The following is a 16,599-nucleotide window of genomic DNA, read 5'->3' on the forward strand; positions in this document are numbered from 1 at the left end:
TGGTTGAGGAGTGCAGAGACAGCGTCCCCGGGCACGCTTTGCCGCTCACGTGTCCGGGTGTCGCGACTGCTCGGCGAACGCGGCGAGGACGCCGGCCCACAGTTGCGTGATGCGGTCGATCTCCTCCTGCGTGAACACGTCCCGGCTCCACCGCCAGCTGGTGACGATCTCGGGGCCGCGCGAATTCGACCCGACCGCGGCGATCACCTCCAATTCGTATCGCAGAGGGAGATCCGGTTCCGGGGCGAGGGGGAGGTGCGTGTGGAGATCCCGGTCCGTGATCGGCGACCAGTCCCCCGACGTCTCCGGCCCGAAATCGAAGCGGCCCAGGTAGTTGAATTCGATCTGCGGATCGACGGCGAGCTGCGGGTCCTCGGCGGCCCACCGCAGCAGTCCGAAGTCGGTGCCCGCGTTCGGGACCGCCCCGACGTCCGCTGCGATGTCGGCGAGGACACGGTCGAGCAGGGCGCTGTCCGGGGCGTCCGGGTCGAGCGTGTGCGCCCAGGCTGCGCCGGCGCCGAGCCGCACGGGGAACACCGTGGTGAACCACCCCACCGTGCGGGTCGTGTCGGTGCCCGCGTCGGACATCAGGTGGTCGGCGCGGCCGTGTCCTTCGAGCGCGACCAGTGTGCCCGCGGCGGGATCGTCGCCGCGCTGTCGCCGCCACTGCGCGACCGTCGCTGCGAGTGCCGCGAGGAGGATCTCCCGGACGCCGGCGCCGCCGGACGTACGAGCCAGCAGCGACGCGGTGACCTGCGGTGACGTGATCGTTGTGGTCTCGGCCAGGGACGACGCGCGATCCACCGCCGGGTCGAGACGCCGCGAACCCAGCGACGGGTCGGGGCCCGCGCACTGCCGCACCCAGAAGTCCCGCTGCGCCGGGACGTCCGATGATGCGGCGCGTTCGGTCATGAGTTCACCGAATCGCCGGTACGACGTCACCTCCGCCGCGACCGCCGCGCCCTGCCACGCCGCAGCGAGATCGGCGAGCAGCACGGCCCACGACACCGCGTCGACGGAGAGGTGGTGGACCGTGAGCAGCAGCACGGGCGCACGAGACTGCCGGGCGCGACCGACGTCGTCATCGCGCTGCTGCCGGAACAGCACCGCCTGCAGCGGCACGCCGTGTTCGGGGTCGATCCGGTCGATCGCCGCACGCGCCTCGGTGCCGAGATGGTCGCCGAGGGCACCGGTCACCTCGACCGACTGCAGCATTGCCGCGACCGGCACCGTTCCCGTGTCGCGCGTGACGACGCGATATCCCCGGCCGGTGCGCGTCAGCGTCGCGCGCAGCATGTCGTGTGCGTCGACGACGGCTTGCAGGGCGCCGGCGAGCCGGTCCTCGGTCACGTCTGTGGGGAGCCGGATCAGCTGTGTCTGGGTGAATCGGCGGAACCCGTCGAACGCGAACAACCACGACACGACCGGCAGTGGCGGCACCTCCCCGACGTCCGCCGGACCGCGTGCCGTCGGGGTCGCCGCAGCACGGTCCGCCGCTGCCGCGAGATCGCGGACGGTGGGATGCGTCGCCACGAGGCGCGGGGTGATCGCGACGCCGTGCGCTCGGACCTTGTTCACGAACGAGATGGCGGCGATGCTGTCGACGCCGAGGTCGAAGAAGTCGGTCGTCGCACCGATGCGCTCGGTGCCGACCAGTTCCGAGAGCAGCCCCAGCAGCAGTGCCTCGGTGGGGGTTTCCGCCGCGGTGTGCCCCTCGCCGTTGTGCCGGCTCTCGACGGCGAGGAGCGCCCGCGCGTCGAGCTTTCCGTTCGGCGTGCGCGGCAATGCCGTCACCCCGGTGAAACGTGACGGGATCATGTACGCCGGCAACGTGTCCGCGAGCGCGGTGCGCAGGACGGACGGGTCGAGGTCCCCGGACGAGACGACGAAGGCGGTCAGTCCGGGGCCCGTCGGACGTTCGGCCGTCAGCACGGCGACCGAGGTCACCCCGGGCAGCGCCTGCAGCGCCGACTCGATCCCCGCGAGTTCGACGCGGTGACCACGGATCTGGACCTGGTCGTCGCCGCGGCCCAGATAGTCGAATGTGCCTGCCGGCGTGCGGCGCACGAGATCGCCGGTGCGGTAGAGGCGTTCGCCGCGAGCGAAGGGGTGCGCGACGAAGCGCTCGGACGTGCTTCCGGGTCGGCCGAGATAGCCGCGGGTCACCTGGTCCCCCGACAGGTACAGTTCCCCCGCCACGCCGTCCGGCACGAGGCGCAGCGCCGAGTCGAGCACGTAGGCGCCCATCCCGGCCATCGGGCGCCCCACCGACGGCGCCGGGGTGTCGGCGAACCCCGCGACGAGTGCGTCGACGGTCGTCTCGGTGGGGCCGTAGAAATTGAAGACCGCGGTGCCCGGCAGCGTCCGGCACCGCGCCCACGTCGCCTCCCCGACGGCTTCGCCGCCGAGCCCCAGCACGGAGAGCCGGCACCGGGTCTCGCCGCCGTCCTCGAACAGCAGGCCCGCCGACGCCAGCTGGGTGAACATGGCGGGGGATGTCTCGAGCACGTCGACGCTCCGCGCGAGAATGCCGCGGACCAGTAGGTCCGGGTCCCGCATCGTGTCGTGGTCGAACAGGGCGACAGCGTGACCGTCGAGTAGGGCGAGCAGCGGCTGCCACGATGCGTCGAACGTCAGGGACCAGGCGTGGCCGACGGTGAGCGGCCGCCCTTGTCGCCGCGCCGCCGGGCGGTACACCCGCAGGCGGTGGTCGGCGAGGAGCCTGACGATTCCGCGGTGCGTCGCGACGACGCCCTTGGGCTCCCCCGTCGACCCGGACGTGAAGATGACGTACAGACTCTGCGCGGGGTCGACGTCGACCGCCGGGCGCGGCGCCGGCGGACCGGCGAGGACCGCGTGCACGTCGACGGCGCGCAGCCCGGCGATCGCGAACTCGGGGGTGGTCAGCATCATCCGGGCCCCGGTCTGGGCGAGGATCGAATCACGGCGCGCCGCAGGACTGTCGACTGCGAGGGGCACGGCCGTGCCCCCGGCCTTCGCGACCGCGAACAGCGAGATGAGGAACTCCGGAGACCGCGGCAGCACCACGGCGACCGCCTGCTCGGGCCGGATGCCGTGGCCCAGGAGTTCTCGCGCCAGCCGATTGGCGGCAGCGTCGACCTCCCGGTAGGTGAGGGTGATCTCGGCCGTGGTGATCGCCGCGGCGTCCGGGGTGTTCGCAGCGTGATGCTCGAGGAGTCCGTGGACGGTGGCGGCGGGCGGCAGTTCGCCACACGGAATCTCGGGAGTCACGGCGGCAGCGAGAATCCGTTCGCGCTCACCGGGGACGAGGATGTCGACGACGCCCGGCCGCGCGTCGCCCGCGCGGGGCAGTTGACGGAGCACGTGCAGCAACCGTTCCCCGACCTCGCGCGCGCCGAGGTGCGGGAGGAGGTCGGGGCGATGCTCGACGACGAGCCCGAGCGTTCCGCCGTCCAGGTAGGGGACGAGGGTCAGCGGGTAGTGGGTGAGGCTGTCCATCTCGACCGGGGTGAACGTCACCCCGTCGGGCGCGGTCACGGGGTCGGCGACGCTGCCGCGGGGCGCGTTCTGGAACACCATCAGCGAGTCGAACAGGTCACCCGTGCCCGCCAGCCGTTGCACCTCGGACAGCCCGACGTACCCGTGTGTCCGCAGCCGGGCGGACTCCTGCTGCAGGGCAGTGCACTGCTCGCGCACCGTCGCTGCGTCGTCGAGCCGGACATGCACGGGGAGGGTGTTGATGAACAAGCCGATCATCGTCTCGACCCCGGCGATGCTGTCGGGACGGCCCGCGGTCGTCGCGCCGAAGACGACGCCGGTGCGGTCCGTCAACCGGCCCAGGAGCAGCGCCCACGCGAATTGTGTTGCGGTGTTGACGGTCAGACCGTGCGCGCGGGTCCACTGCAGGAGGGCGTCGGTGTCTCGGGAATCGAGAGTCAGTTCCGCCTTGCCGGGCAGCGTGTCGACCCCGGCGGAGGTCCGGCGCGACCGTCCCTCCGCGAGCATCGTCGGGCCGTCGATGCCCGCGAGGTGATCACGCCACGCCGTGAGGGCCGCGGCCTTGTCCTGCGCAGCCAGCCACGCGATGTAGTCGCGGTACAGGCGCGGGGCGGGGAGGTGATCGAGGGATCCGCCCGTGAGATAGGCGCCGACGAGTTCCTGCACGAAGATCGGCACCGACCAGCCGTCCATGACGATGTGGTGGGCGGTGCAGATCAACCGGAACGACGCGGGGGCCCGCCGGGCGAGCACGAATCGCAGGGCGGGACCGTCCGCGAGGTCGAACGGCCTGCGGCGTTCGGCGTCGGCGAGTGCGGCCAGTTCCCCGGCCGCGGCGTCCACCTCCCGCCACGGCACCGTCACCCGGGCCGGAACGATCTGCACCGGATGCGGAAGGTCACGCTCCCAGAAGGACACCCGAAGGTTCGGGTGCCTGCCGAGGACCGCGTCGATGCTCCGCCGCAACAGCGGAACGTCGACGGGTCCGTCGATGTCGGCGACGAACTGGATCGTGTACGGGTCGACGCCGTCGGTGATGGTGTGGGCGAGGGTGAACAGTCCCTCCTGCAGTGGGCTGAGCGCGAGGACGTCCTCGATCTCCGCGGGTGCGGGGTTGTCGGTCGCGGTCATCGTCGGTCTGCTGCCTCTCGGGTGGCTCGTGCAGTGCAGGTGAGTGCGCGGCGGTCAACCCACATCCGCGGCGATCTCGTCGTCGTCCATGCCCGCGACCTCGAGGTACACCTCGGCCACCTGTTCCAGGCGTCCGGGCACGGGGTCGTTCGTGTCCAGGCGGTGCGCGAGCGCGGCGACGGTGCGGGCCGCGAAGAGGTCGGCGACGGTCGCGTGCGGCGCCTCGAGCCAGTCGCGTATCCGGGCGATCGTCCTGGTCGCGAGAACGGAATCGCCGCCGAGGGCGAAGAAGTCGTCCCCGGCCCCGACCTCCCGACGCCCGAGCACGGTGCCGACGAGGTCGGCGAGCGCGGCCTCGAGACTCGTCCGAGGCGCCACGAAAGCAGGGGCTGCGACGCCGTCGTCGAGGACGGCGTGCACGGCGCGGCGGTCCAGCTTCCCGTTCGGGGTCAGTGGGAAGGCCTCCAGGCTCACGATCCGTTCGGGGATCATGTGGGCCGGCAGGAGGTCGGCGAGTTGCCCGGCGAGATCGGCTGCCGGTGTCGAGACGGTCACCGCGGCGGCGAGTTTCGGTGTCGCCGTTCCGACGACGGCTGCCACGGCCCGGTGCACGGACGGCAGTGCCCGCAACGCGGCCTCCACCTCACCCAACTCGATCCGGTATCCGCGGATCTGCACCTGGTGGTCGGCGCGCCCGAGGAAATCGAGAGTACCGTCCGGCCGGTACCGGGCGAGATCACCGGTCCGGTACCAGCGCTGCCCGCCGACGTCGACGAATCGGTCCGCGGTGCGTTCCGGGTCGCCGCGATACCCCCGGGCCACACCGTGTCCGCCGATCCACAACTCGCCGGTCACCCAGTCGGGGCAGTCGAGTCCGGCGGTGTTCACGACCCGGCACTGCACGTTGCCGAGCGGGGTGCCGTAGGGCACGGACCGCCACGAATCGGGTGGCTCCACCACCTCGCAGATCGTCGAGTGGATGGCGGTTTCCGTCGTACCGCCGAGTCCGGCGAACCGGCACCCCGGGAGGTGTGCGGCCACCCGCCGCGGAAGGTCGACCCCCACCACGTCGCCACCGACGATCACGACACGCAGCGATCCCGCGAGAGCGTCGCCGCCGGCGGACAGCACCATGTCGAGGATGCTCGGCACGCAGTTCAGCACCGTCACCCGGTGCCGGCGAACGGCGTCGACCCAGCCGTCGGGAGACTGCCGTGCCTCGTCGTCGACGGCCACGACGGCGCCGCCCGCCGACAGCGGTCCGAAGATGTCGTACACCGACAGGTCGAATTCCAGCGCCGACACGGCCAGACTGCGATCTTTCGCACCGATGTCGAAGCGCGCGTTCAGGTCTGCGATCGTGTTCATCGCCGCACGATGCGGAACCTCGACTCCCTTGGGCGTGCCCGTCGAACCGGACGTGAAGAGCACGTACGCCGGTTCCTCCGGATCGGGCCGGGCCGCGGTCGGACGCGGCGCCGGATGGGTGGCCGCGGCATCGACCGCCAGCGCCGCAACTCCGGTCCCGTCGAAGATCGCGGGGTCGGTCGTGATCGCCGCGACCACCCCGCTCGTGTCGAGGATGCGCGCGCGGCGTGCGTCCGGCTGGTGAAATCCGATGGGCACGTACACACCACCCGCCGCCAGGACCCCGAGGACCGCGACGATCTGCTGCGGACCCTGGGGAAGGTGGACGGCGACGGCGTCGCCCGCTGCGACGCCGGCGTCTGCGAGTGCCCCGGCGACACGGAGCGCCCGATCGGCCAGCTCGCCGTACGTCCAGCGCCCGTCGACACCCCACAGCACCGCCGGGTGGTCGGGGGCGAGTGCCGCGTGCCCGAAGAATCCCTCGTGCAGGGTGGTCCGCGGGCGGTCGACGGCGGTGGCGTTCACCCTGGTCCGGGTCTCACGCTGGTCCGCGGGAAGCCCCGGTGCCGCACGGGCGGTCCAGGACGCGGAATCGGCGAGCCGGTCGACGGCCGCCGTGTACCGGGCGAACATCGCATCGATCACGCCCGGCCGGAACGCGGAGGCCCGCACGTCCCAGTTGAGGAGCAGCCCGCCGCGGACCTCGGTCACCTGGGCGTCGAGCAGCACCTGCGGACCCTGCGAGATGATCCACACCGGTTCGCCGAAGGTGTCGGTGGCGGTCTCGGAGAACAGTTCTCCCAGATTCAGGGCCGACGTGTAGACGACGGGGGCGAGCACCGGCTCCCCGCGGAAGCGCCCGAGGTCGCGGAGTACGTCGAGTCCGGAGTAGGCGTCGTGCGCGCCCGCGGCGTGCATCGCGCGTTGCAGCGCTTCGGCCCGCTCCGCCACCGACGCGGTGTCGCGCAGATCGACCTCGAGCAGGACGGACGACGTGAAGTCGCCGACGAGACGATCCACGTCGGGGTGGGTGTCCTCGCGGTGGAACAGCGGAAGGTTCAGCAGGAACCGCGGTTCGGTGGACCAACCCCCGATCACCTCGGCGAAGACCGAGGCCAGCGCCATCGCCGGCGTGATTCCCCGGCGCCGGGATTCGGCGAGCAACCGGCTCTTCGCGGGGGCGTCCAGCCGGCGGTGGTAGCGGACGGTGTGGCAGGGATCGACCCGCTCCGCGTCGGGGACCACGGGCAGTACCGGGGCGGCGGGAAGGTCGGCGAGCCGGCTCCGCCACCAGTCGCGGTCGCGGTCGCGTTCCTGAACAGAGTGCGCGACAGACTTTTCCAGGTACTGCCGGAAGCTGTAGTTCGTTGCCGCCGGCGCGCCGACGCCGTAGAGCCGGGCGAGATCGTCCACGAGGATGCGGTAGCTCATCGCGTCGGCGGCCAGCATGTCGACGTCCAGGTGCAGCCGGGCGCGGCCTCCCGGCAACCGGGTGAGTGTGACGTCGAGAACCTGCCCGTCCTCGACGGCCAGGCGCTGATGCGTCTTCGTGTCGCGGAGTTCGCCGAGCCGCGCCGACGTGTCGCCACGGTCCCGGAGATCCACCACGGTGAACACCGGCCTGCCCGGCGCTGCGAGTATCCGCTGGGTGCCGTCGGGGAGAAACTGCGCGCGCAGCATCGGGTGCTGCGCCACGAGCGCGTCGACGGCGCCCGCCAACGCGACGGGATCGAGGTCCGGGCCGTCGAATTCGACGTAGAGGTGGGCTGCGACGCCACCGAGTTCCTGGCCGTCCGCGCGTCCCACCCAGTACGCGTGCTGCATGGGCGCCAGGGGGAAGGCCTCGCCCGCAGCGGTCGGCGCGCTGCCGTCGGGGCGGGTCGGGGGATCGCGTGGCGCTCGTCGGCCGAGGAGCTCACGCCACTGCTCCACCGACGGATTCGCGGCGAGTTCGGCGAAATTCACGTCGAATCCGCGTTTGCGCCATCCGCCCGCGAGTTTCATCATCCGGATGGAGTCGAGGCCCAGACCGATCAGGTCGGCGCCGGGTTCGATGCGTTCGGCCGGGATTCCGAGTTGTCGCGAGACCAACTCGCGGATGTCGTCCGTGGGTATCCGCGCGCTTCCCATCGCTGCTCCTTCGCCGCACGCTCGCGCCAACCGTGTCGCGACCTACGTCAGGCCGGGCACGGCACCATCGCCATCGCCGCCAGTGCGCATCCGCTCTCGTTGGTCAGCTTCCAGTTCCCGTCGAGCCATTTCCACGTGATCGGCTGGAATCTGTCGCCGAAGCCCACGAGTGACGTCTTCAATTGAGCGGTGAGCAGGTCGCCGTCGACCGTCACCGGACCGACGACGGTCCAGCTGTATGCAGGACCGGCGAGTGCGAGCGCGTCGGCGACCGGTCCGATCATGCCGAGACCGGCTTCGCCTGCCTCGAGTTCGCCCGCTTTCGTCTCCGGCGCGGTTCCGGGGTCGAGGAGGAGTTGCAGTTTGCCGACCAACTGCGCCTCCGACAGGACCGGCGGGGCCGGTGGGGTCACGGTCTCGTCGGCTGCCGGCGGTTCCTCCGCCACCGCGGGCGGTGGTGGCGCTGCGGGTGCGGGGGCGGCAGCAGGCGGTGGCGCGACCGGCGGAGCCGACTGCACCGCGGCAGGCGGAGCGACCGACCCGGGCCGCGCGCTCACGCCCGGGGAGGCGGGAGCGGCCGGGCCGGGCGCCGGCGCCGGGGCCGCGGGGGCCTGGCTGGGAAATGCCGCGACGATGGTCTGCGGCGGCGAGACGGCCTTCTGGTCCAGCAGAACCATCCCGACGACGCCGATCGAGACGACGATCGCCGAGACGACAGCGGACACTCCCGCGGCGACCGCCACGGTGACCACGGACATCGAACCGGATTTCTCTTGTGATCGCATCTCGTCCTCGCTGAGGGACACGTGCTCGACCAACAATCTGTTAGCTTAGCCTTTTCTAATCCGGCTCAGGCTGGAACGATTCCTTTCATGCGGAGTCCGAAGCAGGTTCCACCCTCGCCTCACCGAACTCACCAGCCGTCCGTGGCGCGCGGCCGCATCCGGCGAATCGCTGCCGTCCTCGTCGCCGGCGCGCTCACCTTCGCGTCCGCGGCGGCCTGCGGCGAAGCGACACCCGCCAAGCCGGAATCGGGGCGCACCGTCACCATCGACCACACGATGGGCTCGACCACGATCGACGGGATTCCCGAACGGATCGTGGCTCTGGGCACGCAATGGCTCGACGCGACCCAGGTTCTGGGGGTCACCCCGGTCGGCTACATCGACAACGTCGCACTCACCACGGGCGGATCGCCGGGTCCGTGGGAACCGGCGGAGCTGGCGAACGGAACGGCGATCGATGCCCGCGGCGACATCGTCGAACAGGTCGCGGCGCTGAACCCCGATCTCGTCCTCGCGCCCGGATTCGCCACGGACCAGCAGTCGTACGACCGGCTGAGCCAACTCGCGCCGACACTGCCGAGCATCAGCACATCGCAGATCGAGTCGTGGGAGGACCAGGTCGAGATCATGGGCAGGATCCTGGACAAGGAGGATCAGGCCAGGTCGGTGACCGACGGCGTGCACGCCCGCATCGGTGAGGTCGCCGCCCGCAATCCCGGGCTGGCCGGCAAGACGTTCGCCACCACCTACCTGTACGGTCCGACGCAGCTGATGGTGCTCGCCGATCCGGACGACGGCGCCGCCGACCTGTTCTCCGATCTCGGCCTGGCGCTTCCACAGAACCTCGTCGACCAGGCAGGTGCCGGCGGTCGCATCCCGCTCTCTCCGGAACGGGTGAACGAGCTGAACGTCGACCTGCTGGTCATGACCGGCCAGGAGGGATTCCAGAGCAGCGCGGCGTCGCTGCCGGGCTGGGACGAGCTTCCCGCGGTCCGGAAGAACGGGGTCGCGTTCCTCGACCTCGCCACCGGGACGGGCCTCAACGTCCCGTCACCGCTGTCCATCCCCTACGTGCTCGACGCACTCGAACCGGCCCTGTCGGGCGCCGCGCAGGGCTGACCGGTCGCCGTCAACTCCGCGCGTCCCACGACTTCTGCAGCGCCGCCAACTGGTCGGGGTCCAGTCCGGACACACTCATCGGTGCGCTCGGCTCGGCGGGTTCCGGCTCTCCCTGCGCGGCGGCGCGGTCGCACGCCGCGGCCAGTTCGGCGAGCGTCGGGTACTCGAACACCAGTTGCGGGGTCAGCACCACGCCCGCGGAGCGCGCGCGGCCCGCCAACTGGATGGAGACGATGCTGTCGCCGCCGAGCGTGAAGAACCCGTCGCTCCTGCCGACGTCCGTGACCCCCAGGATCTCCTCGAACAGGGCGGCCAGCGCCCGTTCGGTCGCGGTGGCGGGGGGTTCGAAGCGGCCGCCGGTCGCCACCTGCGGGACGGGGAGGGACAGCCGATCGAGTTTGCCGGAGCCCGTCGTGGGCATGGTGTCGAGCGCCGTGACCGTCGCGGGCAGCATGTATCCGGGCAGAGTCCGGTCCAGGTGGGCGCGCACGCCGGCCAGGAACTGGCCCTCGTCCCGCTCCTCCCCGGTGTCGCGCGGAACCACGTAGGCGGCGAGCGACGTCGCACCGTCGCGGCCGTACGTCCGCGCCGCCGCCGTGGCAACCCCCGGCGCCGACCGCAGCGCGTTCTCCACCTCGCCGAGCTCGATCCGGAACCCGCGCACCTTCACCTGGTGATCGGTGCGCCCGGCGAAGACCAGACGGCCGTCCGAGTTCCACGACCCGCGGTCGCCGGTTCGGTACAGCCGCTCGCCCGGGCGGTCCGGGGCCGGGTGCGCGACAAAGCGTGCCGCCGTGAGACCCGGGCGGTTCCAGTACCCCCGCGCCAATTGAGCGCCCGCCACGTAGATCTCACCGACCACCCCCTCCGGCACCGGTGTCAGGGTGTCGTCGAGGACGAGCAGACGCACACCGGGCACCGGCCTGCCGACCCGCAGGACGCCCGGTTCCATCAGGCCGCGGACGATGGAGCCCGCGGTTTCGGTGGTGCCGTAGGCATTCACGACGTCGCTGTCCGGTGCCGTGCCCGCGAGTGCGGCGAGCAGCGACGGTGTGAGCGGCTCGCCGCTGCACACCCAGCGCGGGACCCGGCGCACGGTCTCGGGTGCGGTGTCGACGAGCACGGACACCGCGCTGGCCACGGCGGTGACCTGGCCGATCGGATGACGGCCGAGGAGCCGGGCCAGGGCCTCGAGGTCGCGTGCCTCGGCGTCGTCGGCGAGGATCAGCCGGGCGCCGGCGGCGAGGCCCGCCAGCAATTCGAGACCGCCGTCGAGGAAACTGAGCGATCCCTGCGCGAGCCGCACGTCACCGGCGTCGGATGCATCCGCCGGCGGGTGCACCGGGAACAACCGGGGCTGCCAGGCGAGGCGGTTCGCCATCGCCCGGTGTGTTCCGACGACCCCCTTCGGACGGCCGGTGGATCCGGACGTGAAGAGGAAGTAGGCGGCGTGATCGCCGCGGGGAAACGGGAGCGTCTCCACCGCGACGCCGTCGAGTTCGCCGCGGGTCGCCGGATCGTCCAGGACCAGCAGGTCCGCCCCCGGCACCCGCGGCAGCGTCCCCCCGATCGCGCCGGTCGTGACGATGCAGACCGGGGCGGCGTCGGCGATCATGAACGCGAGCCGCTCCGCCGGATACCGCAGGTCGAGGGGAAGGAACGCCGCGCCCGACTTCATCACCGCGACGAGTGCGACCACCATGTCGATCGACCGGGGAACCGCGAGGGCGACGAAGGTGTCGGGACCGGCGCCGCGCCGGCGCAACAGGGCGGCGAGCCGTTCGCTGAGAACGTGCAGCCGCGGATACGTGATCGTGTCGTCACCACACTCGACGGCGACCACGTCGGGGCCGACTGCGCGGCTCGGCTCGAGTAGTTCGGGCACCGACGTGGGCGCCGCGGGATCGGGCTCGTCGCCGCGCGACCAGCCGAGCAGTCGTTCCCGGTCCTCGGGTGCGCTGACGTCGACGGCGCGGAGGTTCGTGTCCGGGTGGTCGGCGAACTCCGCGAGGACGCGGCCGAGCCACGTGGCGAGGCGTTCGACGGTGCGGCGGTCGTACAGATCGGTGCGGTAGTTGAGCCCGCCCCGAAGTTCACCGTCGGTGACGTGGAAGTCGACGGTGAGATCGAACTTGGCCGTGTCGGATTCGGGCACGATCGTCGTCAGGCGCACGTCGCCGCCGTCCCCGACCGCCCTCACCTCGCTGTGCGCACCCGACTCACGCAGGTGCACCAGCACCTGGAACAGCGGATGCCGGGACAGCGAGCGGTCGGGTCCGAGCAGGTCGACGAGTCGCTCGAACGGCAGATCCTGGTGGGAGAACGCCCCGAGTGCCACCTCGCGGGCCCGGAGAACAGCGGTGCGCAGGGTGGGATCACCCGACAGATCGTTGCGCAGCACCAGCGTGTTGACGAAGAATCCGACGATCTCACGGAGGTCGTGGTCGGTGCGGCCCGCGACGGGAGTGCCCAACGGGATGTCCTCGCCCGCACCCAGTTTGGCGAGCAGCACCGCGACCGCTGTCTGCAGGACCATGAACTCGCTCGCGCCGCACGTGCGGGCCAGTTCGGCGATCCCGGCGTGCACGCGGTCCGGGACGGTGAACGTGACGGTGTCGCCGCGGCTCGAGGCGATCGACGGTCGCGGGCGGTCGCGGAGAACCGTAGTGTCCTCCGGAAGGTCGGCCAGCACCGACCGCCAGTAGGCGATCTGCCTGCCGCCCACCGTGTCGGTGGAGGTGTCGTCGTCGAGCAGTTCGCGTTGCCACAGTGCGTAGTCCGCGTACTGCAGCGGCAGATCCGGCCAGGTCGGTGCAGCACCCCGCAGGCGTGCGGCGTAGGCGACGGCGAGGTCGCCGAACAGTATCGGTGCCGACCACTCGTCGCCCGCGATGTGATGGATCACGAGCGAGACGACGTGTTCCTCGGGTGCGAGGCGCAGGATCCGGGCGTGGATCGGAAGGTCTGATTCGAGGGCGAAACTGTGCGCGGCGGCATCGGCGAGTTCCGCGGCGAGCCGGGATTCGCCGTCCGCGCCGAGGTCTACCAGCGGCACGTCGATCGGCGACGGATCGTGCACCGACTGGTACGGCTTCCCCTCGTGGTCCGGGTAGGTGGTGCGCAGGATCTCGTGCCGCGCGACGACGTCGCCGATCGCTTCGGCCAGCGCACCGGCGTCGAGGGGGCCGTCGATGCGGGCCGCGAACGGGATGTCGTACGTGGGGTTCGGCCCTTCGAGCCGGTAGAGGAACCACAACCGCAACTGCGCGTACGACAGCGGAATTCGCGGTGGCCGCTCGGCGCGCCGCAACCCGGGACGCGGGGACGCACCGGCCGCCTCGACCCGTGCGTCGAGCAGCGCGGCAAGGCCGGCGACGGTGGGGACGTCGAAGGCGTCGCGGATGGAGACGTCGGCACCGAACTCGGCACGCAACCGCGACACCAGTCGCGTCGCGAGCAGTGAGTGCCCGCCGAGGTCGAAGAAGGACTCGTCGACGCCGACCCGGTCGCGGCCGAGCGCGTCGGCGAAGAGTGCGCAGAGCCTGATCTCGGTCGGCGTCGACGGCTCCCGGGACGGGATCGGCGCCGGCGGTTCCGGTGCCGGCAGCGCACCGCGGTCCAGCTTGCCGTTCGCGGTGATCGGGATCTCGCCGACGACGGTGACCGTCGCCGGGACCATGTACTCGGGGAGCGTGTCGGCGACCCGCGCCCGCACGTCGGCGGTGTCGAGTGGATCGGGCGATGCCGGGACGACGTACGCGGCCAGCGACTTCCCGGCGGTCGCCGACTCGTGCGCGATCACCGCCGCCGCGGCCACCGCCGGATGCGCGGTGACGGCGGCCTCGACCTCGCCGAGTTCGATCCGGTACCCGCGGATCTTGACCTGGTCGTCGGCACGTCCGGCGAATTCGAGGTCGCCGTCGTGGTTCCAGCGGGCGAGATCCCCGGTGCGATACAGCCGTCCGCCGGGTGTGTGCGGGTCCGCGACGAACCGCTCGGCGGTCAGCGACGGGCGGCCCAGGTATCCCCGGGCCAGCTGTGAACCACCGATGTAGACCTCGCCCACGACGCCCGGCGGCGCGAGACCCAGCACCGGGTCGAGCACATACACCTCGGTGTTGGCCTTCGGCGTCCCGATCGGAACGGTCCGCGTCCCCTGCGCGGCCTCGACCTTGAACCGGGTGGCAGCGAGCGTCGTCTCGGTGGGCCCGTAGAAGTTGTGCAGCATGGCGTCGAACGTCGCTGTGAACGTGTCGGCGAGTTCACCCGGCAGCGCCTCCCCGCCGATCGGGACCCGGCGCAGACTGGTCCACTCGTCCGCTCCCGGCAGCATGAGAAACAACCCGAGCAGCGACGGCACGAAATGCATTGCGGTCACGTGTTCGGTCCGCAACAGGGCCGTCAGGTACGGGATGTCGGTCAGGCCGTCCGGCTTCGGAATGACCAGCCGGGCACCGCCGAACAGGGTTCCGAAGATCTCCCCCACCGAGACGTCGAAGCTCGTCGAGGCGACCTGCAGCAGCGCGTCGTCGTCGTAGGCGACGTACTCGCGTTCCATCCACTCGAAGTGCTCGACGATGGCGGCGTGCGAGATGGCCACACCTTTCGGGAGCCCGGTCGACCCGGACGTGTAGATGACGTAGGCCAGGTTCGCGGTCCGCAGCGGGCGGACGCGGTCCGCGTCCGTCGGTGGCGTCGCGGGGAAGTCGCGGGCCGCCGCCTCCGCGGCGTCCAGGTCGGCGAGGGTCGTGGTCGGACACGCGTCGGTGAGCATGTGGTCGATCCGGTCGGCCGGATAGGTGGGGTCGATCGGCAGGTACGCGGCGCCCGTCTGCACCACCGCGAGGGCCGCGACGACCATCTCGACGGACCGCCCGAACGGCAGTGCCACGAGGTCCTCCGGGCCGATCGACTGCGCGATCAGCCAGTGGGCGAGCCGATTGGCCCGGGCACCGAGTTCGGCGTACGTGATCCGGAGGTCGTCGAGTACCAGGGCCACCGCGTCCGGGGTTCGAGCGATCCGGGCCTGCACGAGGTCGGGCAGTGTCCGGGTGGCGGCCGGTGCACGCGCGCCCCTCGACCGGTCCGACACGCGCGCCCGGTCGTCGCCGAGGAGGTCGACGACGTCGATCGGGCCGTCCGGCTCCCCCGAGGCGGCCGACAGGAACTGCACGAAATGGCGCAGCAACTGGGCGGCGAGGTGCTCGTCGAGCACCTCGGTCTGGTACGCGAGTTCGAGCACGATGCCGTCGTCGAATTCCGCCATGACACCGAGCGGCACCTGGGCGACGGCGCCGTGCAGGTCTGCCCGCGCACAGGAAATTCCGGGCGGACCGAAACCGGGTCCGAGGCCGGAGCGGACACCGAATCCCAGACGTGGCAGCGCGTCGAATCCGCCGCCACGATCGGGATTCACCTCGCGCACCACGCGGTCGAGTCCCGCTCCCTGATGGGTGAACGCACCGACGGCGACGTCCCGGGTGTGCTCGACCAGGCTGCGGAACGATCCGCGGGGGTCGACCCGGTTCCGCAGGACGACCGTGTTGCCGAAATAGCCGAGAGCGCGTTCGGCCGCGGCGGGACGGTTGACGACCGGTGTGGCCGTGAGGAGATCGCCCGACCCGGTGTAGCGGTGCACCACCGCGACGAAGGCGGCGAGGAGGACCATGAACGGCGTGGCACCGGTCTCGTGGGCGAGGGCGCGCACCCGCTCGGCCACGTCGTCCGGCACGCGGCCCCCGAGGGCGGCGGACGCTCCCGGGACGGCGGTCGGCCGGCCGTGTTCGCCGGGCAGTTCCAGTGCCTCCGGCGGTAGCGCGAACACCGACCGCCAGTACGCGACGTCTTCGCGATCGGCTTCCGAGGTGTCGGGACGGTCGAGCACCGCCACGTCGAGGTACTGAGCGGTCTCGTCGCGAATCCGGAGGGCGTCGACGGGGGCGGTGCTCTCGTACGCCGCGGTGAGGTCGGCGAAGAAGATCCCCCAGGAATCGTCGTCCCACGCGATGTGGTGCGCGACGAGGAGCAGCACGTGCCGATCCGGCGCGGTGCGAATCACCGTCGTGCGCAACGGCGGGTCGGCCGTGAGATCGAACGGCCGGGCGAATTCTTCGGCGGCCAGGCGCGCGATCCGCTCGACGTGTTCCCCGGCCGCGAGGGCGGACACGTCGCGCACGGTCCACGTGGGTGTGCCCCGCTCGGCCACCACCTGGAACGGGGTGCCGTCGGCGTCGGTGTGGTACGTCGTGCGCAAGAGGTCGTGGCGGGCGGTCACCGTCTGCACCGCGCGAAGCAGCCGGTCGGTGTCGAGCACGCCCGCAAGTTCGACACCGACACCGACGTTCAGTGCGGCGCGGGTGGGGTCGAGGTCGTGGACGAACCACATGCGCCTCTGGCCCTCGGAGAGCGGGAACCGGGATCGCGGATCTCGGTTCCGGACGGCGTGGGCACGGACGGTATCGGCGGTCAGATTACGCTCGGCGAGCTTGCGGCGCAACAGAGTCCGTCGCCGCTCCTGCGCGGCCAGGTTCGGGTCGACATCGCTGGGTGACACCGTCGGAGGGTCCTTCCCACGTTCCGATGGTTT

5 protein-coding genes are annotated in these 16,599 nt (G+C 71.5%); 1 reads left to right on the forward strand and 4 read right to left on the reverse strand.

Annotated elements, in window-relative coordinates; all coding sequences use genetic code 11:
• Positions 1-45: 45 nt before the first annotated feature.
• Genes ACFU5V_RS31940 through ACFU5V_RS31950 form a run of 3 tightly spaced genes read right to left on the reverse strand, consistent with a single transcriptional unit; the run spans position 46 to position 8,930 of the window.
• A complete protein-coding gene (locus ACFU5V_RS31940; protein ID WP_378703930.1) occupies positions 46-4,611 on the reverse strand; it encodes an amino acid adenylation domain-containing protein in 4,566 nt (1,521 codons plus the stop codon).
• Positions 4,612-4,665: 54 nt separating this feature from the next.
• The gene (locus ACFU5V_RS31945; RefSeq protein ID WP_378703931.1) at positions 4,666-8,109 is read right to left on the reverse strand and encodes an amino acid adenylation domain-containing protein; all 3,444 of its coding nucleotides are present in this window, start codon (positions 8,107-8,109) and stop codon (positions 4,666-4,668) included.
• A 47-nt stretch (positions 8,110-8,156) separates the two neighbouring features.
• On the reverse strand, positions 8,157-8,930 hold the full coding sequence (locus tag ACFU5V_RS31950) for a hypothetical protein (RefSeq protein WP_378703933.1): 774 nt from the start codon (positions 8,928-8,930) through the stop codon (positions 8,157-8,159).
• Between the two features lie 105 nt (positions 8,931-9,035).
• Here ACFU5V_RS31950 and ACFU5V_RS31955 point away from each other — a divergent pair, with 105 nt between their 5' ends.
• Positions 9,036-10,013: an ABC transporter substrate-binding protein gene (locus ACFU5V_RS31955; RefSeq protein ID WP_378703934.1), complete on the forward strand. Its 978-nt coding sequence runs from the start codon at positions 9,036-9,038 to the stop codon at positions 10,011-10,013.
• A gap of 10 nt (positions 10,014-10,023) precedes the next feature.
• Here the strand turns inward: ACFU5V_RS31955 and ACFU5V_RS31960 are convergent, their stop codons facing one another.
• Positions 10,024-16,566: an amino acid adenylation domain-containing protein gene (locus tag ACFU5V_RS31960; protein WP_378703935.1), complete on the reverse strand. Its 6,543-nt coding sequence runs from the start codon at positions 16,564-16,566 to the stop codon at positions 10,024-10,026.
• Positions 16,567-16,599: the final 33 nt, after the last annotated feature.

The organism is Rhodococcus sp. NPDC057529 (assembly GCF_042802055.1).
Taxonomy (GTDB): Bacteria; Actinomycetota; Actinomycetes; order Mycobacteriales; family Mycobacteriaceae; genus Rhodococcus_F.

Excerpts from the sequence above, each read along its gene's own strand:
- ACFU5V_RS31940 (WP_378703930.1), bottom strand. The coding sequence starts at position 4,611 with ATGACCGCGACCGACAACCCCGCACCCGCGGAGATCGAGGACGTCCTC.
- ACFU5V_RS31945 (WP_378703931.1), bottom strand. The coding sequence starts at position 8,109 with ATGGGAAGCGCGCGGATACCCACGGACGACATCCGCGAGTTGGTCTCG.